The organism is Rhizobium sp. BR 315 (assembly GCF_050577975.1).
Taxonomy (GTDB): domain Bacteria; phylum Pseudomonadota; class Alphaproteobacteria; order Rhizobiales; family Rhizobiaceae; genus Rhizobium; species Rhizobium miluonense.
The window spans coordinates 1-24,387 of sequence record NZ_JARWKZ010000073.1; the positions used below are offsets into that span (position 1 = coordinate 1).

Annotated in this window: 23 protein-coding genes and 2 pseudogenes; 7 read left to right on the plus strand and 18 right to left on the minus strand. The window is 57.1% G+C overall.

Going from position 1 to position 24,387, the window contains the following annotated elements; all coding sequences use genetic code 11:
• Positions 1-746 precede the first annotated feature (746 nt).
• The 4 genes from QD409_RS32495 to QD409_RS32510 form a co-directional block, all read right to left on the minus strand.
• Positions 747-2,477, minus strand: a complete 1,731-nt coding sequence (locus tag QD409_RS32495) for a SulP family inorganic anion transporter (RefSeq protein WP_430764722.1) — start codon at positions 2,475-2,477, stop codon at positions 747-749.
• 56 nt (positions 2,478-2,533) lie between these two features.
• Complete coding sequence (locus tag QD409_RS32500) at positions 2,534-2,866, minus strand: ArsR/SmtB family transcription factor (protein WP_430764723.1); 333 nt, start codon at positions 2,864-2,866, stop codon at positions 2,534-2,536.
• On the minus strand, positions 2,863-3,747 hold the full coding sequence (locus QD409_RS32505; RefSeq protein WP_430764724.1) for an MBL fold metallo-hydrolase: 885 nt from the start codon (positions 3,745-3,747) through the stop codon (positions 2,863-2,865). Before QD409_RS32505 ends, QD409_RS32500 begins: the two co-directional genes overlap by 4 nt.
• Positions 3,748-6,181: 2,434 nt before the next feature.
• Entirely contained in the window at positions 6,182-6,268 is an 87-nt protein-coding gene (locus tag QD409_RS32510) for a hypothetical protein (protein WP_430764741.1), read from the minus strand.
• A 737-nt stretch (positions 6,269-7,005) separates the two neighbouring features.
• Here QD409_RS32510 and QD409_RS32515 point away from each other — a divergent pair.
• Both QD409_RS32515 and arsK read left to right on the plus strand, forming a co-directional pair.
• Complete coding sequence (locus QD409_RS32515; RefSeq protein ID WP_306035977.1) at positions 7,006-7,374, plus strand: ArsR/SmtB family transcription factor; 369 nt, start codon at positions 7,006-7,008, stop codon at positions 7,372-7,374.
• Entirely contained in the window at positions 7,322-8,584 is a 1,263-nt protein-coding gene (arsK, locus tag QD409_RS32520; protein ID WP_430764725.1) for an arsenite efflux MFS transporter ArsK, read from the plus strand. Before QD409_RS32515 ends, arsK begins: the two co-directional genes overlap by 53 nt.
• Here the strand turns inward: arsK and arsH are convergent.
• Genes arsH through QD409_RS32550 form a run of 6 tightly spaced genes read right to left on the minus strand, consistent with a single transcriptional unit; the run spans position 8,576 to position 12,095 of the window.
• Positions 8,576-9,304, minus strand: coding sequence for an arsenical resistance protein ArsH (gene arsH / locus QD409_RS32525; protein ID WP_430764742.1), 729 nt, complete (start codon positions 9,302-9,304; stop codon positions 8,576-8,578). The two genes, arsK and arsH, sit on opposite strands and share 9 nt — an antisense overlap.
• Positions 9,279-9,701: an arsenate reductase (glutaredoxin) gene (gene arsC, locus QD409_RS32530; protein ID WP_430764726.1), complete on the minus strand. Its 423-nt coding sequence runs from the start codon at positions 9,699-9,701 to the stop codon at positions 9,279-9,281. Before arsC ends, arsH begins: the two co-directional genes overlap by 26 nt.
• Positions 9,702-9,703: 2 nt before the next feature.
• Positions 9,704-10,762: an ACR3 family arsenite efflux transporter gene (arsB, locus tag QD409_RS32535; protein WP_430764727.1), complete on the minus strand. Its 1,059-nt coding sequence runs from the start codon at positions 10,760-10,762 to the stop codon at positions 9,704-9,706.
• A complete protein-coding gene (locus QD409_RS32540) occupies positions 10,762-11,289 on the minus strand; it encodes an arsenate reductase ArsC (protein WP_430764728.1) in 528 nt (175 codons plus the stop codon). The genes arsB and QD409_RS32540 overlap by 1 nt, the downstream gene beginning before the upstream one ends.
• 15 nt (positions 11,290-11,304) lie before the next feature.
• The gene (arsN2, locus tag QD409_RS32545; RefSeq protein WP_430764729.1) at positions 11,305-11,745 is read right to left on the minus strand and encodes an arsenic resistance N-acetyltransferase ArsN2; all 441 of its coding nucleotides are present in this window, start codon (positions 11,743-11,745) and stop codon (positions 11,305-11,307) included.
• Positions 11,742-12,095 (minus strand): ArsR/SmtB family transcription factor, encoded by a 354-nt coding sequence (locus QD409_RS32550; RefSeq protein ID WP_430764730.1) that lies wholly within the window; start codon positions 12,093-12,095, stop codon positions 11,742-11,744. Before QD409_RS32550 ends, arsN2 begins: the two co-directional genes overlap by 4 nt.
• Positions 12,096-12,373: 278 nt before the next feature.
• Between QD409_RS32550 and QD409_RS32555 the strand changes: the two are divergent.
• From QD409_RS32555 to QD409_RS32565, 3 genes and pseudogenes are all read left to right on the plus strand, one after another.
• Positions 12,374-12,543: pseudogene (locus tag QD409_RS32555) on the plus strand (cold-shock protein); the annotation flags it as partial.
• A gap of 162 nt (positions 12,544-12,705) precedes the next feature.
• Complete coding sequence (locus tag QD409_RS32560; RefSeq protein ID WP_430764743.1) at positions 12,706-12,990, plus strand: hypothetical protein; 285 nt, start codon at positions 12,706-12,708, stop codon at positions 12,988-12,990.
• Positions 12,991-13,196: 206 nt separating this feature from the next.
• Positions 13,197-13,496, plus strand: a complete 300-nt coding sequence (locus QD409_RS32565) for a hypothetical protein (RefSeq protein ID WP_430764731.1) — start codon at positions 13,197-13,199, stop codon at positions 13,494-13,496.
• A gap of 236 nt (positions 13,497-13,732) precedes the next feature.
• Here the strand turns inward: QD409_RS32565 and QD409_RS32570 are convergent.
• The 3 genes and pseudogenes from QD409_RS32570 to QD409_RS32580 form a co-directional block, all read right to left on the minus strand.
• Positions 13,733-14,201: pseudogene (locus tag QD409_RS32570) on the minus strand (alpha/beta hydrolase); the annotation flags it as partial.
• Positions 14,202-14,607: 406 nt separating this feature from the next.
• Positions 14,608-15,804, minus strand: coding sequence for a helix-turn-helix domain-containing protein (locus QD409_RS32575; RefSeq protein ID WP_430764732.1), 1,197 nt, complete (start codon positions 15,802-15,804; stop codon positions 14,608-14,610).
• 8 nt (positions 15,805-15,812) lie between these two features.
• Complete coding sequence (locus tag QD409_RS32580; protein ID WP_430764733.1) at positions 15,813-16,538, minus strand: hypothetical protein; 726 nt, start codon at positions 16,536-16,538, stop codon at positions 15,813-15,815.
• Positions 16,539-16,756: 218 nt separating this feature from the next.
• Between QD409_RS32580 and QD409_RS32585 the strand changes: the two genes are divergently transcribed.
• Complete coding sequence (locus QD409_RS32585) at positions 16,757-17,080, plus strand: helix-turn-helix domain-containing protein (protein WP_430764734.1); 324 nt, start codon at positions 16,757-16,759, stop codon at positions 17,078-17,080.
• 31 nt (positions 17,081-17,111) lie between these two features.
• Here QD409_RS32585 and QD409_RS32590 read toward each other — a convergent pair whose 3' ends face one another.
• The 5 genes from QD409_RS32590 to QD409_RS32610 form a co-directional block, all read right to left on the minus strand.
• Positions 17,112-17,495 (minus strand): type II toxin-antitoxin system RelE/ParE family toxin, encoded by a 384-nt coding sequence (locus QD409_RS32590; RefSeq protein ID WP_430764735.1) that lies wholly within the window; start codon positions 17,493-17,495, stop codon positions 17,112-17,114.
• Between the two features lie 206 nt (positions 17,496-17,701).
• Entirely contained in the window at positions 17,702-18,244 is a 543-nt protein-coding gene (locus QD409_RS32595; RefSeq protein WP_430764736.1) for a hypothetical protein, read from the minus strand.
• Between the two features lie 259 nt (positions 18,245-18,503).
• On the minus strand, positions 18,504-20,957 hold the full coding sequence (locus QD409_RS32600) for an AAA family ATPase (protein ID WP_430764737.1): 2,454 nt from the start codon (positions 20,955-20,957) through the stop codon (positions 18,504-18,506).
• On the minus strand, positions 20,954-21,541 hold the full coding sequence (locus QD409_RS32605; protein ID WP_430764738.1) for a hypothetical protein: 588 nt from the start codon (positions 21,539-21,541) through the stop codon (positions 20,954-20,956). The genes QD409_RS32600 and QD409_RS32605 overlap by 4 nt, the downstream gene beginning before the upstream one ends.
• Positions 21,538-23,238, minus strand: coding sequence for an SIR2 family protein (locus QD409_RS32610; protein ID WP_430764739.1), 1,701 nt, complete (start codon positions 23,236-23,238; stop codon positions 21,538-21,540). Before QD409_RS32610 ends, QD409_RS32605 begins: the two co-directional genes overlap by 4 nt.
• A 209-nt stretch (positions 23,239-23,447) precedes the next feature.
• Here QD409_RS32610 and QD409_RS32615 point away from each other — a divergent pair.
• The coding region (locus QD409_RS32615) for a hypothetical protein (RefSeq protein ID WP_430764740.1) at positions 23,448-24,387 on the plus strand (940 nt) is incomplete at its 3' end.

The window sequence follows — 24,387 nt, forward strand, 5'->3', positions numbered from 1 at the left end:
GGATCGGAGGGCTGTCAGTAGGGTGTCATGCCCAGCGAAGTTGCGCCAGAAACTTTCATTTATCCGTGCCCTTCAACTTCCGTGATGGAACGAGAGACCGCCTACTTCGACTGGGCGCTGTCTCTAATTGCAGTCGCAAAGTGGCCGTGAAAGTCGTCGAACCAGGTCATTTAGGCAGACCGCAACCCTTAAAACGACCGCAACTGCCTGACTCCCCCAGAATGCAACATCAGGGTTTAGGTGATTCCACGGAGCGCGTTTGTCAGCAAAGGGACAGTTTTTGAAGGACTGAATCCCGCGGAGAGGCATATGAGCGCCGTCGACGCGCGCAAAAATCATTCGCTTTCTGATCAAGGAAATCATTGACAATACCCTTGACGACACATTGGCACCTGTCATTAATTAGCAGGGTGGCGACACCCAGATCACGTGAGCACAAGCGGCGTTCTTGCTGCTCCCCTGCTATGCACGGAGCGCGTTGGATAATCCAACTTTCGAACCTTCAACACGACACCTTGCACCACGAGGGCGATGCCCGGCGATCACGGTGTACGGAGTCTCAGAAGTTACTCCAAAAGCCCCTTATATTATAAGGGGCATCATCAGATGAGTAGTATGTCGCCAAGGTCGCTATCCGCAAATTGGCTGTCGCCTAAGGCTTCTCGATAGCCGAAATCGAAACGCGATGCCCTGGAATTTCAAGCCAGACGCCATCTGTTGACCGCTTACACCGTAATCGCCGACAATCATGGGGATGGTTCGTATTCCAGCTTGGTCAGTGTTTGGATTGCTTCATGCTGACTGAGGAAAACTTTCCCGTTTAGACTGCTCAAGAATTCGGTTCCCTTAAGCCGGTCCATTACCGGACCCTTCACCTCTGAAAGGTAAAAGCCGATTCCGCTTTCGGTGAGCCGGCGGCCTACTTCATCTAGGCTTTCCAGCGCAGACGCGTCAATAGCATTCACGGCCGAACACATCAGTACGACGTGCTTCACCGCAGGCCGGTTGGTGACCATCTCCGCGATCTGGTCTTCAAGATAGCGCGAGTTGGCAAAATATAGGCTTTCGTCAACTCGCACTGAAAGGATTTCCGGCCAGGTTGCGACCGAATGACGGTCCACGTTACGATAGTGTTCCGTGTTGCGAACTTGACCGACGACGGCCATGTGTGGTCGGCTGGTTCGGTAAAGATGGAGAAGTAGCGAGAGGAGCACTCCGGCTACGATGCCGAGTTCCACACCTCGGCCGAGCGTGACGACGAGAGTTGCAGCCATCGCCGCGAAGTCGGATCTGGAATATAGAAAGACGCGTCGCATCGCGGCGAAATCTACCAGAGACAGCACCGCGACGATGATGGTGGCCGCCAAAGTTGCACGTGGCAGATTGGAGAGTAGTGGCGTAAGGTACATTGCAGCGACCGCAATGCCCACAGCAGTGAACGCACCCGCTAACGGGGTGGCGGCGCCGGCTTCGAAATTGACCACCGAGCGGGCTAAGCCACCGGTAACCGGATAGCCCGCCGAGAGACCAGCTGCGACGTTGGCTGCACCGAGGCCAATTAGTTCCTGGTCAGGATCGACCCGCTGGCGTCGCTTTGCGGCGAGCGTCTGCGCCACTGACACGGATTCTACAAAACCGACGACTGAGATGAGGCAGGCAGGCATGGCTAGCGTGGCGATCAGGTCGAGCGATATGTGGGGAAAGCCCAACGACGGCAGTCCCGCCGGAATGGTGCCCACGAGTGCTACGCCATGAGCACCAAGATCGAAAACAGTGGCAAGTAACGTTGTAGCTGCGACTGTGACCAATGGAGCGGCCCTTGAAATGATTTCTGCTGGGCGCGCGGGCATTCGCGCCATGACCAGCATCGGTTTCAAACCCTTGCGAGAGGCATAGAGGGAGATCAATACCAAACTTCCAACTGCAAAGGTCACAGGATTGACATTGCCAAGTTGAATGGCCAACGCATAGACGATTTCGGGCAGCGTGTCGCCACGGCCCTTGACGCCCATAATGTGGCCAATTTGCCCGGCTGAGATCAACAGAGCCGCTGCAGTTATGAAACCAGAGATAACGGGATGCGATAAGAAATTCGCTAGGAAACCTAGGCGGAACAGTCCCATCGCGAGTAGTATGAACCCTGACAGCAATGCCAGTACAAGAGCCCCTTCAACATAGCTGGCTGTGCCTTGTGCAGCAACCTCCGATATCGATGAGGCACTCATAAGTGACACGACGGCGACAGGTCCAATGGCCAACGTCCGACTTGTTCCAAACAATGCGTAGGCTACAAGCGGGAAGATCGACGCATAGAGCCCGACTTCCGCGGGTAGTCCGGCCAGCATCGCATAGGCCAGCGATTGAGGAATAAGCATGGTGGTAACGATAACGGCAGCAAGAAAGTCGCTGGTCAGCATCGTACCGTCGTAAGTACGGCCCCATTGGAGGATGGGTAGATATCGGGAGAGGCGATTCATGATAATCCGGCAAGATAGAATGAGACAAGTCACTCTGCGATAGTGACACCTATTTTTTACGAGGCGCAGGACACTTCGTGTTGTCTGCCGAAGAGTGTGTGCATCGTGGTGATGAACGTCGCTACCCGTGGGTCGTTCAACCGATAAAACACTTGCTTGCCCTCTTTGCGAGCAGCGACAAGGCCGATCTTACGCAGCTCGGCAAGCTGCTGCGAAAGCCCAGGCTGACGGATTCCAAGAAGGTCCTCAAGCTCGCGCACGGAGCGCTCCGCGTCGGCGAGCGCGCAACACACGAGCAGACGGTCCGGATGCGACAACTTCTTCAAAAAGTCGGAGGCCTCATCAACGTTCGATCTCATATCTGCGGCTTCGCAGGACAAACGCGTCATTGGTGCCACGCTGCTCCTCCAATCAGATTAATCGGTATCTTAAGATAGCGCAGCCCGTTGTCTTCAGGTTGCGGCAGCCGCCCAGCATTTGTGTTTATCTGCAGCGCGTGCAGGATTAGGTTCGGCATCGCTAGTGTTTTGTCACGAGCCACGCGAGCGGCGATGAACTCGGCTTCGGTCTTGAAGACAGATATATGGATATTATTCGCTTTCTGCTCGGCAACGGTCGATTCCCATCGCGGCTCACGATTGCCCGGTTGGTAGTCGTGTCCGGTAAAGATACGAGTTTCGTCGGGCAGCGCTAGAATGTCCTGGATCGAGCTCCAGAGTTGCCGTGCGCTACCTCCGGGGAAGTCCGCTCGAGCTGTACCGGAATCGGGCATGAACAGGGTGTCATGCACAAAGGCGGCGTCTCCGATCACGTAGGTAATCGAGGCAAGTGTGTGGCCGGGCGAAAACATCACCTTGGCGTCTATGCTTCCGACCTTGAAGGTTTCGCCATGGGCGAACAACTTATCCCACTGCGATCCGTCTGCAGGAAAGTCGGGCCAGTTATAGAAACGCCTCCACAAATTCTGAACACTAACAACCATTTCCCCTATCGCAGTGGGTGCGCCGGTCATTTCCTTCAGATAAGCGGCGGCCGAAAAATGGTCCGCGTGCGGGTGGGTATCGAGGATCCAAGTGATCTCGTAGCCTCTATCCAAAATGAACTTGAGAATCTTGTCAGCATGTGTCGTGGACGTCGCGCCGGACTTGGCGTCATAGTCGAGCACCGGGTCGATAATTGCGCACTTCATCGTTGCCGCGTCGACGACGACATACTGAATTGAAAAAGTTACAGGATCAAAAAAGCCGTAAACTTCCGGGCTTGCGGACATCAGCGGTTCCTCATTATCGGACGATACAGGAATGTCGAAGCTAAAAGATGTAGACAATTGCAGAATAATGCAATCGAATTCTTGAAATTATATTCTCTGGAACAATTGATCGAAATCATCCCGCTACAGTCGCGTGTGAACTGGCTCTTGCCGTCGCCGTACGCGGCATTAACGTCCACTGATGATAATTGCCTTGCGCCAGACTACGGTCCTGCTCGATGATCGGTTCCGCCGAATTAACATCAGTACCGTGACGATTGGCGTCCGGTTGCGCGATTGTAAGCGGATAGCAGAAACTATTGATGTATCGGCCAAGCTTCCTTCGAAGATATGTCCGGATTGCCTCGGGCTTCAAAGATAGGAGTACACCGATCGGCTATACCAGCAGATCATTGATCGCAGGGGCTCCTTCCAATGCGAAACGACCGGCGACGATCAGCCCACGCTCGGCCTTCAATACTCTGTGGCTTTTCAGGGTTAGAGCACCAGCGTGCCGGTCGGCTTCCTGCGCCCCAGCATCGTTTCGCTCGACTTGATCGCTTACAGATGACAGGCCAGCGGAGCATTCGGCATCTCGATCGAGAAGAACCCTAGCTCTTCGTCCAAGTGGGTGGCGATTGAATTGACGCGGTAGACCCAGCATTCGACCGCCCGATTATTTCGCTTCCGCATGATGCGGCCGGTCAGTTTAGGTTTCCGCTCCGACGAGTTCGCGATGATCGACCCAATGGTCGGTGAGAAACCTCGATTGGAGCCATAGTTTCGGCATAAACCTCTGCTGGAGCGGAGGCCGCAAAGCCTACCGTTTTTCCGGCTGCGTTCATTTCACTAGTTCAATTGGCTCAGGAAAGATGGCTGGTAGCGTGTACCCCGAGCCGAATTCATCCGGGAAGCCCTCTGCCGAATCGCAGACCCATACACAACCATCCAAAACTATAATTGGGCCGCGTTTTCTCGCGGCACTCTGGACATGCTGACGATAAGCAATTCGCCAGTTTGAGCACTGCGACCGTAGCCGGCGGGCCCGACCTAATAAGTCGAACGGTGTCGTCAAACGGTTCATGAAAGACCTCATTCAGTAGGGAGCATCGAAAAAGACGTATTTTGGCGTCGCGTATGTACTGGGTGTACATATCGCAAATATTCTGTCTTTTTGAACCTATCAGACAAAGTTGCAATGACAACTAGCGTTTGCGATCCGATACACGAGCGAGGTTATCAAATAACAGCGCGGTATTGCGCCTTTACCGGCCTTGAAGCTAGAGAGGTGGGTACTACCCACCTTTGTTGGAGGCATATGTCACAGCTGTTATAGATATTTTTTGTGTCCCTCTTTCGGCCTCGATGGCGACGCCCGCGCGCGGTCGAAAAGATACGCCATGGAATACCCTGCGTGTACCAATGACACTAGAACGCGACCAAGATCGAGCAGCTGTATTCCTGCTGGCCTGAATCGAATTTCATGCGAAAAGTGGCACGATTGGATGCTGTGACGAAGAAGTCATACGTGGAGGACGGGCCAACTAGCTTGGCAGACCCGCAGCGAGAGATCGGGAAACCGCTGCGTTCACCATCTCCGTCGATCCCCGATTGGCACGCCGCGACCTCGGGTTATGAAACCAACGCGGCTCGCGAAAGTTCCTGACGCATGCCGAGACAACCAACAGGAAACAATCCTTACCCCACGACCACCGACGGGCAATACTTTGTCGCGAGGGTCGTCTCTGGCGCACAAGCAATCTCGCGCTGTCCAAAGAAGAGTGCAAACGCCTGGTAGATGAACTGATGTCTGCGCGGCGCGCATTGCGAGATGCGGGAAGCGGCAAGGACGCCAAGACGGAGGCTAGACATCGCGTCCACACGGTGAAGTTCGCTTTGGGAGAACGCGGCCCCGCCTGGTGGAGTGATGGTGCGCCAGACTACAATAGGCACCTTGCCAAAAACACTCCCTACGCAAACTGGTTCAAAAGCCTTCAAATCGGAGAAGAGTAGGCGCATTGACCGCGTCTTTCTCAACCTACCGGGGGCGGGCAAAACATTCGTTACAAGAACGCAGTTATTACGGCCGCGTCAATGGGTAACAGCGTGTTGTACGACGATCTGGAACAAAGCTCGTTAGCTACGGTTTTCCGACCAAAAGCGGGAGGACGACGATGGAAGAAATAGGCTTGCCCGTGCCGAGGGGTGTCGTTGATGTTCACGAGAATTTTGTCGGCATCCACCCCCAGGAAATGAACCCCCATAAGGAGCTGGCCCGTCTCAGGAAGCAGGTGCGTCAGATACGGACTCGCCATCAGAATAAGGGGCTGATTTCCCGAGATACAGAACAGCGAACAATCGGACTCGCTCGGCTAGCCATGATGATCGGCCTAGCCGGATTTGCGTTCGCGCTATGGCGATCAAAGCGTTTCTAGCCTCAGGGTCGGCTGTCTTGCTACTGTCGGAGTATACCAACTTCAAGGGCAGCCGCTTTGAAAGCGTCGACGGCGAGAGAAGCGTCGATACGGCCCTCAATAGCCACGATGCATGCCTTGCGGGCTGCCGCGAAAGCTTTACCCTCTTTGTTCCGGCCAAGTGGTCATTAGGCATGCCAAGGCGTCTCGCGTATTCGTTATGCTCTTGAAGTGGTCGCCGTTGTCGACAGCGATTTCGACGGCCGGGTCCCAGAGTTCGATCGACATCGGCTTATCCCCCCAATTCTTCCTATCTCCGAAGTTGCTAGAACGCGGTATTGTGCAACATGTTTCGGCGTAGGACTTAAGTCCCTGCCCGGCCGTAGACAATCTGCGCTCGCAAGCGTGTGTTCCACTTTTCGGGGGCGACGGCGCTCGCGCGACCATCCCGCTCTGAGCGGACCACCCTTTTCTCGTCGGAAAGCCGCCTGACATCGGCCGGCTATTTCCGGCCCACAGCCATCTCGCTTCTAACCGACGGATCGTCGTCGAGGAAGTCGCGTCGAACGGCGAGCGCCTCCTCCCTTCCGATAATTCCTGCAACCGAAAGTAGACGTGGCAACAGTAGCTGGATGGCACACGCAGAGCACAAGCGCGATCAGCGAAAATTCAGTGTTGAATATCGGTCGGATTTGCCCCAGTTTCATTTGACCCTGCCCCAGCTAGAGCGACGCAAAAGCTTGGGATCAGAAGCAACTTCATTACGATGCGTGGGTCACGATAAACGGACAGACCGATTCAAGTCTTGTCGATTACGGTCATGTGCGCTACTCCTGCTGTTCAATGGTTCAAGGATTATTGAAATATGGACGAGCGTCAAGCCCTCACATCATTCGCGGCCCTGTCGCAGGAAACGCGCCTCGCCATCGTCCGCACGCTGGTCGTCGCAGGACCGGACGGGCTTGCCGCCGGCGTGATCGCCGAACGGATGGGCGTCTCGCCCTCGAATGTGTCCTTCCATCTGAAGGAGCTGGAGCGCTCAGGCCTTATCGCGCAGCGGCGCGAATCCCGCTCGATTGTCTATAGCGCCAACTACGATGCGCTGGCCGATCTCGTGAAATTCCTGATGGAGGATTGCTGCGCCGGGCATCCGACAATCCGCGAGAGCGTCGGGCGATCCGATGGCTGCTGCAGCACCGATACCGCGCGCAGCGAGGGCGGCGTCCGTGCGTAGTGCGAAGGTTCCTGTCGGCATCGTCGCCGCGCTCGGCCTGACCCAGATCATCGGCTACGGCACCCTCTACTACAGCTTCAGCATTCTGGCCCCCGGCATGGCGGCTGACCTCGGCATCACCGTCGCGCAGGTCTTTGCCGTGTTCTCGGCGTCGCTCTTCGTTGGCGGCCTGTCGGCGCCCTATATCGGCCGCCAGATGGACCGTATCGGCGCGGCGACCGTGATGGCAATCGGCTCGGCGCTGTCCGCCTTGACCTTGATCCTCTGCGCCTGGTCGCCTTCGGTGGCGATCTTCGCCCTTGCCATCGTCCTCCTGGAGATATCGTCCGGCATGGTCCAGTACCAGGCCGCGTTCGCGGCGCTGGTGGAAGCCGATCCCCGATCCGCGTCGCGGAGCATCACCTGTCTCACGCTGATCGCCGGCTTCGCCTCCACGATCTTCTGGCCGATCGCCACGGCGCTGCTCGGCTATCTCTCGTGGCGGGAAATCTATCTGGTCTATGCCGGGCTCAATCTTCTCGTCTGCATGCCGTTTCACGTCTGGATCATGCTGAAGGGAAAGGTTKCCGCGGCCGGCAGGCAAAGACCCATGCGCGAGCCTGTCGTCGGAGCTATTCCGCGCGAGCGCCGACGCGGCGCAGTGATCGTCGTGTCCGCTGCATTCGCGCTGCTGAGCTTCACGCTTGGCGCGATGCTGGCGCATATGGTGCCGATGCTCGGTGCGCTCGGCTTCGGGAGTGCCGCCGTCGTCATCGGCTCGCTGTTCGGACCCGCGCAGGTTCTCAGCCGCCTGATCAACATGATCTTCGGCACGCGGCTAGCGCCGCCGGGCCTTGCGGTTGTCTGCGCGACCTTCATGGTGCTGAGCGTCGTTATCTTGGCCCTGTCAGGCAACTGGCTCCCCGGCGCTGTCGCCTTCTCGATTTGCCTCGGCCTCGGATCGGGCATCAACAGCATCGCGCAGGGCAGCTTGCCCCTCTACCTGTTTGGCTCGGATGGATATGGCGCGCTCACCGGCAAGATGGCGGCAGCAAGACTGGCTGCTGGCGCTGCGGCGCCCTTTGCCTTCGCGGCGACGATGGAGCATGTCGGCATAGGCGCATCGCTCGTCCTGAGCGCAGCCCTCGGCTCCATCGGCATCGCAGCCTTTACCGCGGTTGCGATGGCGACCAGGCGGACGCTTGTCGCCATCCCGAGCCCGTCAAATTGAACGCAGCGAGACGCGCTTCTCAAGCTCAGCCGCCTGTTCCTTGCGCTCGCTGTAGCGGTCGGTGAGATAGGCGGACGCATCGCGCGTGAGGATGGTGAACTTGACCAGTTCCTCGCAGACGTCCACCACCCGGTCGTAATAGGATGAGGGCTTCATTCGACCCTCGGCGTCGAACTCTTGATAGGCTTTGGCGACCGAGGACTGGTTCGGAATGGTGATCATGCGCATCCAGCGGCCGAGGATACGCATCTGGTTCACGGCGTTGAAGGATTGGCTACCGCCCGAGACCTCCATGACCGCGAGCGTCTTGCCCTGCGTCGGCCGGACCGATCCGACCGAGAGCGGAATCCAGTCGATCTGCGACTTCATGATGCCGGTCATCGCGCCATGGCGTTCCGGGCTGACCCAGACCTGCCCCTCCGACCATTGCGAAAGCTCGCGCAATTCTTGCACCTTCGGATGGCTGACCGGCGCTTCGTCAGGCAGCGGCAGCCCCCTTGGATCGAACATGCGAGCCTCGCATCCGAGCCGTTCGAGTAGGCGGCGGACCTCGAATGCGAGCAGGCGGCTATAGGATACATCGCGCAGTGAACCGTAGAGGATCAGGATGCGTGGCCTGTGCGTCGAGACTGCGGGACGCAGGGCGTCGAGATCGATCGAGTGCAGGTGATCGCCTTGCAATGCGGGGAACGTATCAGGCAATGCGCTTTCCCTCCTGATCGATGATCTGTTCACCGTCCTCCTTGAAGAACGGCCCCTTGAAGGTATCTGGCAGGATGTCGAGGGCGACCTCGGACGGACGCGCGAGCCGGGTGCCGAGGGGAGTCACGACGAAGGGGCGATTGATGAGGATCGGTGTTGCGATCATTGCGTCGAGCAACTGATTGTCGGTCAGGTCCGGGTCTTCCAGACCGAGTTCGGCATAAGGCGTGCCTTTCTCGCGAATGGCCTCCCGAACGTTCAGATCGGCGTCCGCGATCATCGTTGCAAGCTGCTCGCGCGTCGGCGGGTGCCGCAAATACTCGATGACAACAGGTACGATCCCGGCCGCGCGGATCAGCGCCAGCGTGTTGCGGGACGTGCCGCAGGCGGGGTTGTGATAGATGGTCGCGTCCATGGTCAGTGCCTTTCGGTAACGGTGGTTCTGGAAACAGCGGGGGCGGCCTCGTACCAGTCCTTTGAGCGGTTCACGATCCAGACGACCGACAGCATGACCGGAACCTCGATGAGAACGCCGACGACGGTGGCGAGTGCCGCACCGGACTGGAAGCCGAACAGGCTGATGGCAGCGGCAACCGCGAGTTCGAAGAAATTGCTGGCGCCGATCAGGGCTGACGGGCCGGCAACGCAATGCCGCTCGCCGGCCATCCGATTGAGCAGATAAGCGAGGCCGGAGTTCAAATAGACTTGAATCAGGATCGGCACGGCGAGCAAGCCGATGACAGCGGGCTGGGCGATGATCTGTTCACCCTGAAAGGCAAAGAGAAGAACCAGCGTCGCGAGCAGCGCCACCAGTGAAATAGGCTGCAACCTTGCCAGCACGCCATCCAATGCCCGCGCCGTTCCTTCAGCCGTGAGCCGGCGGCGGATGATCTGTGCGATAATGACGGGCACGACGATATAGAGAGCGACGGAGAGAACGAGCGTATCCCACGGCACGGTGATGGCGGAGAGGCCAAGCAGCAGGCCGACGATCGGAGCAAAGGCGACGACCATGATGGCGTCATTCAACGCCACCTGCGACAGCGTGAACAATGGCTCCCCGCGTGTCAGGTTGCTCCAGACGAACACCATGGCTGTGCAGGGAGCCGCGGCCAGGATGATCAGGCCGGCGATGTAGGAGTCGATCTGGTCTGCAGGCAGGTAGGGGCGGAATAACCAGCCGATGAACAGCCAGCCGAGCAATGCCATCGAGAATGGCTTGACGGCCCAGTTGATGATCAGGGTCACGCCGATGCCGCGCCAGAAGGTGCCGACCTGCGCCGGAGACCGGAAATCGATCTTGAGCAGCATCGGAATGATCATCAGCCAGATCAGGATCGCGACGGGAATGTTCACCTTGGCGACCTCGGCCGCGCCGATGATCTGAAAGAGACCGGGCATGAGATGGCCGAGGGCGACACCGGCGATGATGCACAGGAACACCCAGATGGTTAGATAACGCTCGAACGTGGACATCAGGCGGACTTTCCCTGCGGCGACGTCGAACCTTCCATCGCACCGATCTGGCGAAGCTTCGTTTCGAGCGCCATGCGGTCGATGGATGCCAGCGGCAGACTGACGAACGCCGCGATCCGGTTCTTGAGGAACCGTGCGGCCTGAGCGAAGGCACGCTGGATCTCGACGTCCGAGCCCGTGACGGCGGCGGGGTCTTCGACACCCCAATGGGCGGTCATCGGATGGCCGATCCAGACCGGGCAAGCTTCGCCAGCGGCGCTGTCACAGACGGTGAAGATGAAATCCATCTGCGGCGCGCCGGGTTCTGCGAATACGTCCCAGCTCTTCGACGAGAAACCCGTCGATAAATAGCCCAACGCTTCCAGCTCCTTCAGGGCATGCGGATTGACTTCGCCCTTCGGCTGGCTGCCGGCGGAGAAGGCTTTAAATCGTCCGCCGCCCTCCTTGTTGAGGATGGATTCGGCAAGAATAGAACGAGCGGAATTGCCCGTGCAGAGGAACAGCACGTTGTAGGTCTTGTCAGTCATGGTCGTGGTCCGTGGTTAGGTCGGCGGCCTGGTGAGCCTCATGATGGTCGCTGACGATGGGCAGATCGAGGAAAGCTGGCGCGTCGCCAGCACGGCTGCGGGCACGCTGTCCCGTTGAACTTCCGAAAATCCCATACGTGCGAAGAACAGCGCCGCACTCGTCGTTGCGAGAAAGACGTCACCATCCCGACCGAGGCCGGCCAGGGTCTGCTCGACCAATGCCCCACCCAGGTTTTGTCCGCGGTGATCGGGAAGCACGACGACCGACCGGAGGAGAAAATCGTCGCCACAACGCTCGACGCCGGAGAAACCGACGATCCGGTCATCCGCCGACACGGCTTTGAAGAAAGTCCGGCCGTGATCCTCGACGTCACCGGTTGGCAGATAGGCGTCTATCAAAGCTGCTTTGAGACCGATGTCATTGCCTGCAACCTGCTCCAGCCGGATCGTGCTCATGACAGCTTCGCCTCCGGCGCGCAGCAGGGCGTCAGCTCGGCGACGAGCGGCGCGCAAAGCTCCGTCGAGCCGCCGCAGCAATCCTTCAGGAGGAATAGGGTCAGTTCGCGCAGACCATTGAGATCGGCTCGGTAGATGATCGACCGGCTCTGCCGCTCGCTCGTGACGAGCCCGGCCCGCGAAAGCGTGGCGAGATGCGCCGACATGGTGTTCTGCGGCACGTCGATGAGACGGGCGAGTTCGCCTGCCGGAATGCCGTCGGGTTCGTGTCGCACGAGCAGCCGAAAGGTCTCCAGCCTCGTGGTCTGGGCGAAGGCGCCGAGCGCCGCTATCGCTTTTTCATTATCCATATATCCAGAATAACAGATATAATTCTCATGTCAATCCGATAGGCAACGGCGATGCCGTGGTGTGCGCCACGGCATCATTGACCGAAAGCTCAAAGCTTATCGAGGAACCAAAGCAGGGAGTCGTCCTCCCTGAATCGGCGGCAAGCTGCCCCTCGAAAGACTGAACCTTCGCGCGAAGTATCCTTTTTCCCGTGCGCTGGCTATGATGTCTGGTTGCGAGCGCCGAACGTGCGAATATGTTCGCCATCGGCACAATGCCGCTCAGCTACGAGGAACTCATGGCAACCGGTACGGCCAAGTTTGTCAGGATAAAGGTTTCGGGTTCATCACGCCCGACGATGGCGGACAGGATGTCTCCGCGTGATAGTCCGGCGGGCCGCTGCGCGATGGTTCGAAGGCCAGCTTAGATCTCGGCCCGGACCGCAAGACCGGCAAGTCCAAAGCGGAAACGTGCGTGCGATATGATCGAGACATATGGCGCGCAGCCGCTGCCAGTCCCCCGGCGCCAGAACCATGTGGGGGCGGAGGGATGATTTCCGCGAGAACGCTCCATTGCAAAGTGCCTGGCAGATCTCATCTCGTGCCATGGAGGTCAACGGAGAAGCGGGCGATGAAGGAAATCGTCGTTAATGTCGTTTCGGGCCACGCGCTCGAAATCATGATGCCGGTCGCAAGCGAACGCCAGCGATGCTCGGTTCTGTGCCTGTGCTGCCAGCGGGCCGACCAGCCGATGGACGACGACGGCTGCGGCATTTGCGATGCCTGCCTCGGCTTGCCGGTTCGGGCAAAAGAGATCGAGATGGCCTTGAATTCCCGGCCCCTTCCTCCCATCTACCGCTCACCACCCGTATTCGATGATTGCCTGCAGCGACGGTGCTCTGTCGCGCGTTCGTAATCGTCCGGGTTCGAAGGGCGCTCCCCGAAGGGTCGAGCGCCCTTCGTCGTCTCGGGAGCGTGCCGAACCTCGCTGAGAAGACGATTGACTTCCTGTCATCGCGCTCCACTTTAGCACCGTCCTTTCGTCTCAAGCGGGCGGACTGGGGCTTGGGCAGCCCCGCTGCAGCGAGCGTCCCCTCTACAGAAATGCCTCCAGGAAACGAAATGCCTCTTATCAATAAGCATGGCGCATCCGCGCCAAAGGAACTAGGTCTCTTCTGGCCAATGTTGACGGCGGAAGGAGCGACGATCGACGTCTTCATCTATGCCAGCGCACTGCAATCGCTCGATCCAGACTCGGTCGGCCCCGTCGGCCTGCTCAAGCGCCATCGTCCCCTACTCGAAAGCATCGCAAGCGAGAAATTCGATAGAGAAGGCGCGTCCGCACAAAACCCGCTTCATATCACCGAAGACGACCTTCGGGCCTGGAGAACAAGCGAAGCAGTGGCCGAGGACGTCGACTAGGCCTTATGCAGATCGGCGGTGTCGAAGACGTTGATTCCGCCTCAGGGGCATCGTTCATGATGGAAAAGCTCATCGGCTCGTCCGTCAGTTCGCCAAGTCGATCGTGCCGAACGCGATGCGGCTGACCTTGAGGCCGGTGCGGCCAAGATGCGCGCAGTCCATCGGATTTCTTCTATCGCGATTTGGTTTCGCTCGTCATGGCGTCCATACCTGCCGGCACGGACGCCACCGGCCGCTTATGCGGCGGGGTGCTGGTTGAAGAAGCCGGCGATCTTGTCGAACGGGATCACGTCCATCCTGTCATAGAGATCGATATGGCTGGCGCCGGGGATGAACATGAGCTCCTTCGGCTCCACCGCGGCGGCAAAGGCCGTCTCGCTGAAGTAGCGCGAATGAACCCTCGCCGTGAATGAACAGGACCGGTCTCGGCGATATTTCCTTGATGTAGCTCAGGATCAGCATGTTCATGAAGGACATCGACGTCGTGATCGTCCAGGCGTTCCCGGAGCTGACCGCACGCTTATGGTAGCCGCGCGGCGTCATGTAATAGTCGTGGTAGTCGACCAGGTACCGCGCCTCGCCGCCCTTCAACTCGTTTTTAGGCGGCTGGTAGGCTGGTAGCTTCTTTTCGGCATTTTCCCAGCGCTGCAGGCTCATCTGCTCAAGCGCCTGGGTGCGCTGCTCCGGCGTCATGCTGTCATTGTATCTGTCGGCTGCATCGAAGGTTCGCAGCGCGGTCAGGTCCCTAAAGGCTATGAAGCGCGTCAACAGAACCACGGCGGGATTGATGAGTGGGTGCGCGGGTTGGCTGGCATTTTCGCGATAGGTAGCGAATACCCGAACCCGGTTCGTTGCCTATAGTCAGAACCATGCGACAGGCGAACCGAGGCAGCAGGCCAAGCAAGAGCAAAAGGTATTCGGACTCACAGCGCTGATGCGAAAGTCCTGGATAACGCGCAGTCGGTTCACGGAAATCTCTCGGGTGCCTAGCGCGGATCGGCTCGATCGCCTTGAACGGATACGAACCGTCGACACGGTGGGATATGTTGTCCGCAACAATGATTTCCGATATTTAACAAACGGCTGGAGATGGCCGAAGCCAAGGGCGCTATCACTCGCCGTTTCGTTTGATCGGAATTACTTCTCCTCTAGCCCCTCCGGGATTGTCACGCGTCGTCAAGACGGGCTTAAGCTCCACGACTCTCGCAGCCTGCAAGCTTAGCCATCCGGATGGCAGACCTGTGAGACTTTCAACGTCATGCGGAAACAACGGTAGATCTTCGCGCAAATCCTCTTTTGTGACTTGTCCCGCATCGACCAATGCCTTGAACACGTCCGCGAGCAATGTCGGTTCCTGCATCGGCCAAATGTCGTCAAACGGTTCCCGCCTAGAGTAGCCCTTCGCGCTGTAGATTTTGTAGAGGCGAGTTGCAGAGCTTTTGTCCAGAATCTGAAGCCGCTGCAGACGCATAATTTGCGCCTTGATCGAGACTTTCCAACGCGCCTTCAGTCGCTCCAGCTCCCAAATAGCGGCGGTGTCGATTTCAACACTGAACTGGCTTGCCGGGAGCAAGAACGCGGACGCAAAGCGGTGGGCCTGATCTTCAATTGCTTTGAAGTTCTCGACGAATTCCTCTTCGGTCACAGCTCGGTGCAGCACCAGGTGGGCTAGTTCATGAGCAGCATCAAATTGGCGCCGGGAAAAAGACTGTTTATCGCTGGCGAGCAGGACGTATGGGCGACCGTCCGATCCCCAGCGGCTCAGGCCATCCAGCTGATCGGTTTCCATTGGTTCGCTGGCGACTACGACGCCAATCCGCTCTAGCAGCTCGACCATGTTAAGAATAGGGCGAAGACCCAGGCCCCAGTGCTCTCTTGCTGCTTGAGCGTATACCTCGATGTCCTCATCGCGGAGATTGCGAAAATTTCGACCCTGTAGGAGATCGGGAACATCTATCTCGGGAAGGTGGGCGTAATGTTCAGCGACCGCTGTAACATCTTCGAGCCACGCCAACCTGACTTGCTGTGACAAGCGATCGCCGCGCAAGGCACCGGCAAAGGAGCGAAAAAACGACAGGCCACTTCCTTCACGGCGCGGCGTCAGGAAGAACTCCTCTGGCAAGCGAAGGACGGAAGCCAGTTCTGTTAAGGCAGCAGGTTCTGGTGCGGTTTCGCCCTCTTCCCAACGGATAACTGTGCTTGCAGCGCGCTGCATCAGATCGGCTAGCGCCTTGCGGGAAGTTATCCCTCTCGCTTGCCTCGCTTCAGCCAACCTCGCGCCAACAAAACTTTGCACTCCACTACGCACGGTCGTTCCTAATTTTCATTGCCTTTCTTCTCATCCGCCGGGCCGTCCTTTTTGGAGGCCTTGAATGACTTCTTCACCTGTTTAAGCGAGAAGGCCTTAGCCGCCGGTTGAGCTTGCGATCCGTAACCAGCCAGGAAGTCCTTGATATCAGCCTGAAACAAGAACGATTGAGATCGTGCGTCTGCAACACAGACTGTGATTGACGCTATCTTTCCAAGAGCGTGCGCATCACGACGGACCATAATGACGACAAAACGTTCTCGGTCGGTAAACATCTCCGGCGGATGAAACAGGTCGTATGACAGTCCGCGGTTTTGATTGCACAATGCAGATCGGGTCGCATTCTTGATCGGCAGATCTTCCACTTCACGATGGGATGCAAAACCGATCATTGTGTGTCCGAAGCGGCCAGTGGTGAGATAAACCGGCGCGTCTTTGATTTCATCCGGGCCCTGTTCGATCGGAACCGACTTGACGAATTCTGCACCGTGCCGGTTGAGCATCTGCTCGAACATCTCGTCGATAATTTGAAAGCGGACGAGACCCGTTGCTCGGCTTGCGCGCCGTCTTGAGAGTGACACTCCATGGGCGACTGCCGCCTGTGACCCGCTTACCGCGGCCTCGGCCTGCTGGGCGGCCAACCCAAACTGGTGTTCAATCTCGACGAGTAGATCGCGGGGTACGTCCCGACGGATCGCAGATTCAAACTCAAAACGTCGCTCATCACTAATCATCGGGGCCCCACGGGAATCATCGCGTTTTGCATTAACAGGATTTCTGTCATATTTTTTTGCACTTTGCAACGCCGACTGGCAGTGACCTTAGGGATACCGCTCGACGAACGCACTAGGCACAACATGGTCTGCGTGAGGAATATCCTGTTGCGAACTTGACGGGTCCGTCATTTTGACCTATTTACAGAATTATGTAATTTTAAAGTTTGGAAATTGCTATGACACAGCTCGAATACGACAACATTTTCGACTCAATCACAGACGATCCGATTGAGGCTGCGGATTTGACGTTGCGATCCGACCTCGTCAACACACTGGTTGCGATCTTCAAAGAACGCGGTTGGAAAAACGCCGATATCGGAGCGGCGCTCGATATCCCGCAGTCGCGGGTAAGTGAACTCGTCCGCGGCAAGATTGCCGTACTCTCAGTCCAAAAACTTTTTGGATACCTCGCGACGCTTGGTTACCGCTTCAGGCCATCGCTGGATGGTAACCACCATGTGGTGTGCCGGGTCGAGGAAAAACAAAAAGAGGCCGCGTAAGCGGCCCCTCTTTGTTACGGCCTCCTGCCTGTCACTTTTTCTTCGGCTTGTCTTTCGCCGCCCTGGCTTCCGCTTGGGTCAGTTCACGAACCTCCGCCATCATCTCTTTATAGCGCGCGAGAGCCGTGTCCATTTCCTTCTGATCAGCTTTCTCGCTGGTCTTGGTGAAGGCGTGGAGGATATACACTGTATCTAGGTGTTTCGCGCAGTAAATAGCCCTGTAGGCTGGCGAACCGTTTTCGCGCAGTTCGATGACGCCCTTCCATTCGCCTTTGAGAACTTTGAAATCGTCGAGTGGATCTTCACCCTCTTGGACTCTTCGTATCTCCGCTGAAAAATTGATTCTAATATCTGTGGGCAAATTCATGAAAGCGCGCTTTGCGCCTTCGTTGACGTACTTAAATTTCTTGGACATTGAGTTTCGGATTCCTCATTGCTTACGTGACTCTCTTTCTCCCGCTCGGCGGGTCCATTTCAGGCGCATGCACAACGCACAGCCACAAGCGTTAACATACGTTATCGCTTGACGAAAGTCAACGGCATATATGAGGATTTCCTATCATCGAACCATATAGAATTCGAAAAAAGGTGTCAAGCAGAATTTTTAAAAAAATAAAGTTGCTAATTGGCGGCTGGCAGCAACCCGTCGGGCTCACCGAAAATCCGTCTGAGTTTATTCTGCATCCACTTGGGAGAGGGCTGATCGCCGTGTGCGAACCCAATTAAAACCAGCAAAAGCCACCAATTGCTCTGGACTTGGCCGAACGTGTTAAATGCAAGCGCTTGGCTAACTCCACCCGGAGACAGATGGTAGAGGATGAAGCCGGGCGGCACGTCCTCGTCGCCATCAGCCCATGATAGAGAGACTTCACCATCGGGCCAACCGCCGTCCCGGTAGGCAGCGTGTTTTGCTGTATTGGCTATTGCCGAACAGATCGGGTGCTCTGGCACACAGGTTTGGACAAGTTGATCGAACTTTTGTCTACTTGGCGCCTCGCCGTTGTCGCGAAGGTGTTGTGTCCAAGCTGCCAACGTCCATTGTTCAAGGCTCCAGGCACTGATGCAAACGTTGATTGCAGAGTAGAGCAGAGGCTGCTCTTCTGTGGGATAGGAGCGCTGAATGTCTTGGAAGACGTCGACATCCCAAGCCAACTTCTCCCACATTGTGAGCGGGTCCTTGATAATAACCGTGTGCGCAGCGGCATCTTTGTTTGGGCGATTGGAACGTCGTGCCATAACTAGAGATTACATGGCCACACGGATGCGGGACAACCCGATCTCCCGTAAGAGCTAGAGCGTTGAATGTTGGCCTGCCCGCAAAAGGAACCTCACGGAATTCGCTGTTCTCGCTTGTGCGCCTTCAGCTCCAGCATGGCGGGGTCCCGATGTGATCTCCCAGCGCGTACCTTGCAAGTTGTCGCTGTCATGCAGCGATGGCGCGATCCTCAGAGTAGGCAAAAACCCTAGGCGTTGCGACTGCCGTGCCCTCAAAATTGCGACTGATTTCAATGGAGATCAGCGTATCGCCGGGGAAGGCCGGGCTCAGTTCCAAGGTAAGGTAGTCAAATAGCGCCCGCTCGTGCACGGCGACCACCAGCTGCTTGCCCAAACCCTTGGAGAGAGTCCTTAGGAGGGCCGCAAATTGCGCGATGTGGACGTCGTCCATCGACTGGACCGGATCGTCCAAGACAAGCCACGGCATGCGGGCTGGAACCGAAAGATGCAGGGCTAGGAATAGTGTCAGCGCTGCCGTGTTAAGATTGCCCTGGCTGAGCATTGCACCGGGCGAACCTGACACTTTGCCCGATCGATGGATTGTTTCAAGGACGGCCTCGACACTTCCCTTTTCCGATTGCGGAAGCCTGAAGCTGGGGACAAACTGTTCGGACGGCGCAAGGCGGACGAACAGATCCCGCCAGACCTTGTTCAAGGTATTGTTGAACACCGACGTGACAATCTTCGAGCGTGCTCTATCGGAGGCCTCTGCCAAATCCTTCGCGTGTTCGCGAACAAGGTCCACACCTGCGACAGCATCCTCCAACTCTTTGGATCGTGCCAGCAGCTCTTTCCGTGTGGCTTCGAGTTTCTGAACGAGCTGGATATCATTCTCGAGCAGGCCCAATTCCGAAGTGGCGCGAACACGTGTCGATATCAACGCCTCCGCGGCGCCGATTTGCTGATCAATCGTATCGATCGTCTGCGCCAGCGCGTCTTGCGGATTGGCAAATGCGCTAACCCTCTGTCCGCCGGCTTCAAAAACCAGGCGGTCAATCTCAGGCAGGATCGACGTGGATGTGTCGTCCTGGCGTCGTGACAACGCAGCAACGCTCTGCGCAGCCGATGCTTCGCGGGTCAGACGGGTCCCGTCGCTCGCAGCACCCGACAGCACGCCGAGCCGCTGTCCATAACCTTCCATGTTGCCGGCACGATTGGTAAGCTCCGCGCGCTCCTCGGGCGAAAGCACCGACCGCTCTACTCCAAGCTTTTCGCGCCTAGCCTGGTCAAGTCTGGTTGTCTCTTCGGCCCGCTCTGTGGCGAGAGACTGAAGGCGGCCGGCCTCGGTCGTCAAAGTGCCTATCTTGGTCGCGATATGAGCCGAAAGCGGACCACTTTGATGTTCGCTGTAGTCACGATCGCAAACCGGGCAGATCTCGCCTGCAACATGCGGCGCTATCCCGGCTAGTGCGTTTGCAAGTGTGCGCACATCCTGCGCGCTTGCCTGGAGAAGACGATCAAGCTCCCCTACTCTGTCGTTTGACCGCTGTATCGTGGCTTCGGCTTTCGCAAGCGTGACAGACGCTTCATCACCTGCCGCCAACAATGATCGGCAACGCTTTGCCTCGTCGACCACCCGTTGCAAGGTCGCTTTATGCAGAGCCTCTGGATCTGCATCGAATGATGGGAGGTCCGGAAAGAATGGCCTTATTTCGTCGAGTAATGCCTGCAGCTCACCGCCGGCAGCGTTTCGCCAATGGCTAAGCGCGCCTATTGCCAGAGTTTCGAGCCGTTCCTGTTCTGCCCGGTCACGCGTTGCCGCATCCACGGGTACTGACTGCCAGCTTGTCGACAGCCCCACCAGCTCCGACCGCATCCTGGTCAGGCGAGACAACGTCTCGTCTTCTGTCCGTTCGTCTTGTAGCAAAACCCTGACCGCTGCTGGATCAAGATCGGTTGCCAACGCGACCGGTTCACCGGCGAGTAAGGTCTTCAACAAACTGCGAACGGTTTCTTGCCGCGCGTTTTTGGCATCAACTGCAACCGACAGCCGATTCTGGTTCGAGACAAGATCCGTCGCAACCCCTTTGCGCTGCGCTTCCAGGTCTTTGTAGCCAGGCACGAGATTGCGTATGCGCGAGACGTGACCTGCGGCATGTAGGCCGTCAACAATGGCATCAAGCGGATCAAGGCCAAGAATTTGCTTCACAAATTTGGTGAGTGGTGAAGCCGAGTCAGTGCTCTGGGCGTCATAGAGTTCAAGAAGCCGTCCCAACGTGGCTTGCGGGAGATAACACCGCTCGGCAAAGAAACCAAGATCATCGCCAGCAAGTAGCGGATTGGCGTTAAAAAGACTTTTTTGACCAAAAACCAAAGTACCAGCGGTCTTGCCGTCAGCACGCAATGGAGCGGTCGTCGTTAGATCAATACGGCCGCCGTCTGCCTCAAGATGTGTGAGAAACCGCTGGTAACCATTGTCGTCCTCGGCGAGATGGCGGATTTTGCCGGTTAAACCCAGCTCGATCGCCGATAGCACGCTGGTCTTGCCCATTCCATTGGTGCCGTGAACCAGAATGACCTGGGCATCGAGCGGAATGACAACCTTACCTCGCAGGCTTCTGAAATTTTCAATGACGAGGGTGCTAAGCCGCGGACCGGTCATGGATCATTCCCTTCCTCGGCTATCGCGGTCGAAATCGACGCCGCCACCTTGTCGCGCAGCACTGCTTCAACGGCGCTCTTGTCGGTCAACGCGCTGGCGAAGACATTTTGAACAAAATCGGTCGGAGTGTCCTTTGAAAGGAACTTACGCACGTCTTCTTCCCAGTGGACCATGCTCTCGACGCTTTCAGGCGTTTTTAAAGGTAGTAGTACCGAAACCCAGTCACGCACGAGGTCTGAAGCATTCTGTCCGACTGGTGTGCCGATCGGCAAGACACGACATACACGGCTCATCGCATGGACAGTTTCAGACGATGCCTGGCCCTGGGTGAGCACCGCCGTAACCGACCTGCGGGATTGGACAACGTCAAGAGCCCGTGTCAAAGCATGGACCTTGCGGACAGCCCCCTCATCAGGAACGTCGCTTTTGAGATCGATTACGATTACTAAATCATTTGCTTTCTCTGTTGCGATGAGCGCCGAGGTGAACTCAAAACTGAGTGTCCCGATCTTGAAGGGTTTGGGCAGCTCGCGGTAGTGCCCTTCTTTCTTGAGTATCTCGACGACCTGCTCTGCGGTGTTCATATGGCGACCTCCGCGCGGAAATCAGACAGCAAGCTGTCCAAATCCGGTGTCTGCTGGAGCATCGGCCCGAACGCGATATATCTCGGTCCTGACACACCGGTCCTGTAGTTGGCACTCGGATTTCTCTGTTGACGCGCTGTTACCCGCTTCGAGCACAATAGCACGACATCTGTGTCGTCTTCAGCAAAAGCGCCGCACTCTATCAGGCTCGCAATATTATCGTCGTTTGCTGCAAAGAAAACGCGTGCGTYCGCCACAGAGGACGTAATGTGCAGCGCACCCGATGCCGGATCTGCTGGGTCGTCAAGACCCAGCGTCCAATCTCCAGTCTGCGCTATTAGACCGATCAAACCTAAGGCATTGGCGGCTTCGCGCTGTCCGGTGACCGCCAGCCCGATATCGCCTTTCATCTGGTGAGTGGGACGGCGATCAAGTGGGAAATACTGAACTGCGTCGACCGGGTTTTCGCCATTCTGGAGTTGAAATTTTGCGCGGCTGAGTGCCTGCGCGAACCGTTTGATAGCAGCCAGTCGATCCCCATCGGCAGCATTGGCGGCGCTGTCGCGGAGATGTCGCAGCCCCGCGGCAATCCCGTCACGACCCGCTTCACTCAAATTTGGCGCGCTGGCATCGGCTGCCATCATCTCTAGCTTCTGGGTGGTAACCGACAAGACCAGAGCCAGAAGCAGCTGTTTCCCGTAAGCCCGGATCAAGGACGAGGCAGCGATCTCCTGACGATTGTCATCGTAGTCGTCGCCGTACGCCACCGAAAGGACGGTGGTTTGTCCCGCCGTTAGTTGGTCGGCGGCGAACATAATCGGCGGTGGTGACGCGTCCCACTTCCATCCCTTGATTGCCCCGGCCTTGCCGAAAAGGCGTTGAATGTTCGCATCTTGCGCCGAAAGACCGATCATCAGTGTCCGCGTGCGTTGGATGAGGGCCGAGAGCTGGTCGCGGACAATGGTAAAGGTCGCGTTGTCCATCCAACTTATAATCTGGTCGTTCCGCGCGATCAGGAGCTTGCGGTATTCAGCTTCGAGCTCGATGGCGCGCAGCGCGCATCCGTGGAACTTGTAAAGCTTTGTCGCCGCCGGCGGGCCGCGGAGATCCGTGCCCTCGACAGTGATCTGAAAAGAATCTAGCGAATGACCAAGCTCCACGAGCGCCCCTTCCAGCAACCCATCCCAGTTTGGAGTGGCAATTTCGGAGACCGCGCCTTCCAGTGCGAGTATTGCGATCGCCAGATGTTCTGCATCCGCTTCCTGATTGGCGAAGGTGTGGGGGAAGTCCAGCGCGTCCCAAAGCAGATAGTCCCGCTTTTCATTCTCGACATCTTGCGAGAGGACCTCAGAATATTTTCCCCAAAGCCGCGACACAATGTTCTTGAGGCATGGCCAATCGGTTGCCGGCTTTGACATATCGATCGTTGCGCTTTCATCTGGGGTCGGCTCGGCCAACTCGATGATCCGATCGAGCGTCTTTTTAAAGCGGCAGCCGGGATCAGTCGTTACGTGCACACGCAAGAACTCGACTAGCTTGGCAAGAACGCCGTCAAGACCGATTACACGTTCGCGCGAAATGCCCGAGCCTAGCCAAAAAGCATAACTGCCCTCAGCTATTCCCTTCGCGACATCGGCAAATTGTCCATCTAGAAGATCGATCGTCTCCTTGACGGTAATAGTTCGTGCGTCTGGCAAATGATATCCCCTTACCCCAGGATGCAACCTATCCTATACTTCGTGCGCGTCAACGGAAGCTTGGACGGCGAGTGTTCAAAAACTGAGCGAAGCTACGCCGTGGCTGCGGCGACCAGGGGGGTGCGGATATTCAAAACTATCTCCTCTAAGCACAACTTTGCGCAGGTGCCCCGTAGAAGAGCGCCTTCAATTGTTCTATCTATGTTCGCATGAACACCACTTCATCAAAAGTCCGGTCTCCGTCAAGCTTCATGCGCGAACTGCGGCCCGAGTATTATTCGGATACAGAAGATCGTGTGGCCTATTCACTCGATCGCGGGTTTTTCGAATATCACCTCGATACGCTGACCAACCGAAATCAAACACACGCATTCGAGACTTTCTGCCGCAAACTTTGCGAACGCGCAATTTGTCCGAACCTTCGGGGGCAGACGGGTCCGGACGGCGGTGGTGACAGCAAAGCCGATGCGGAGACCTTTCCCGTGGCGGCGGAGATCAGTGCTCTCTATTTCGAAGGCGATGTTGATGCTACCTCACAGCGATGGGCGTTTGCATTCAGCGCCAAGGAGAAATGGCATCAAAAAATCCGTGATGATGTCCAAGGAATTGTAGAGACCGGGCGCAAGTACGACCGAATCATTTGCGTCACGAGCAGGTTTGCAAAATCCAAGGCTCGGGCCGCACTTGAAGACGCCCTTAGCCGCCAGCATGGACTTCCCGTGACGATCCATGATCGCACCTGGATAGTCGAGCAGATCATCGACAAGGGCCGTAAAGATCTCGCGTTCAATTATCTCCAGGTGGGGGAGATCCGCAGCGACCCCCTTGGGCTTGGACCCGTCGATTATTCAAGACAGCGGCAATTGGCAGAAATCGAGAAGGAGCTGGAGGATCCGTCTTCTTATGACGGAACGATGATGCAGAGAGCCACTGAAGCGCTGTTGGCAGCGAAGTTGTCTCGAGGATTGGAAAAGCCTCGGTCGGAAACGGACGGCCGTTTCATGAGGGCAATCCGGCTGGCCAACGACGGGGGTACCCCACTCCAGCAACTCGAGGCGAATTATGAACTGATCTGGACAGCGTTCTGGTGGTTCGACGACATCAACATGCTTACTGGCGCCTATGATTCTTTCGAGACGCTATTGGGAG

Excerpts from the sequence above, each read along its gene's own strand:
- QD409_RS32515 (WP_306035977.1), top strand. The coding sequence starts at position 7,006 with ATGGACGAGCGTCAAGCCCTCACATCATTCGCGGCCCTGTCGCAGGAA.
- arsB (WP_430764727.1), bottom strand. The coding sequence starts at position 10,762 with ATGTCCACGTTCGAGCGTTATCTAACCATCTGGGTGTTCCTGTGCATC.
- QD409_RS32580 (WP_430764733.1), bottom strand. The coding sequence starts at position 16,538 with ATGATTAGTGATGAGCGACGTTTTGAGTTTGAATCTGCGATCCGTCGG.
- QD409_RS32495 (WP_430764722.1), bottom strand. The coding sequence starts at position 2,477 with ATGAATCGCCTCTCCCGATATCTACCCATCCTCCAATGGGGCCGTACT.
- QD409_RS32600 (WP_430764737.1), bottom strand. The coding sequence starts at position 20,957 with ATGACCGGTCCGCGGCTTAGCACCCTCGTCATTGAAAATTTCAGAAGC.
- QD409_RS32590 (WP_430764735.1), bottom strand. The coding sequence starts at position 17,495 with ATGTCCAAGAAATTTAAGTACGTCAACGAAGGCGCAAAGCGCGCTTTC.
- QD409_RS32500 (WP_430764723.1), bottom strand. The coding sequence starts at position 2,866 with ATGACGCGTTTGTCCTGCGAAGCCGCAGATATGAGATCGAACGTTGAT.
- QD409_RS32540 (WP_430764728.1), bottom strand. The coding sequence starts at position 11,289 with ATGACTGACAAGACCTACAACGTGCTGTTCCTCTGCACGGGCAATTCC.
- QD409_RS32560 (WP_430764743.1), top strand. The coding sequence starts at position 12,706 with ATGAAGGAAATCGTCGTTAATGTCGTTTCGGGCCACGCGCTCGAAATC.
- QD409_RS32595 (WP_430764736.1), bottom strand. The coding sequence starts at position 18,244 with ATGTGGGAGAAGTTGGCTTGGGATGTCGACGTCTTCCAAGACATTCAG.
- QD409_RS32550 (WP_430764730.1), bottom strand. The coding sequence starts at position 12,095 with ATGGATAATGAAAAAGCGATAGCGGCGCTCGGCGCCTTCGCCCAGACC.
- QD409_RS32565 (WP_430764731.1), top strand. The coding sequence starts at position 13,197 with ATGCCTCTTATCAATAAGCATGGCGCATCCGCGCCAAAGGAACTAGGT.
- QD409_RS32605 (WP_430764738.1), bottom strand. The coding sequence starts at position 21,541 with ATGAACACCGCAGAGCAGGTCGTCGAGATACTCAAGAAAGAAGGGCAC.
- QD409_RS32585 (WP_430764734.1), top strand. The coding sequence starts at position 16,757 with ATGACACAGCTCGAATACGACAACATTTTCGACTCAATCACAGACGAT.
- QD409_RS32505 (WP_430764724.1), bottom strand. The coding sequence starts at position 3,747 with ATGTCCGCAAGCCCGGAAGTTTACGGCTTTTTTGATCCTGTAACTTTT.
- arsC (WP_430764726.1), bottom strand. The coding sequence starts at position 9,701 with ATGGACGCGACCATCTATCACAACCCCGCCTGCGGCACGTCCCGCAAC.
- arsN2 (WP_430764729.1), bottom strand. The coding sequence starts at position 11,745 with ATGAGCACGATCCGGCTGGAGCAGGTTGCAGGCAATGACATCGGTCTC.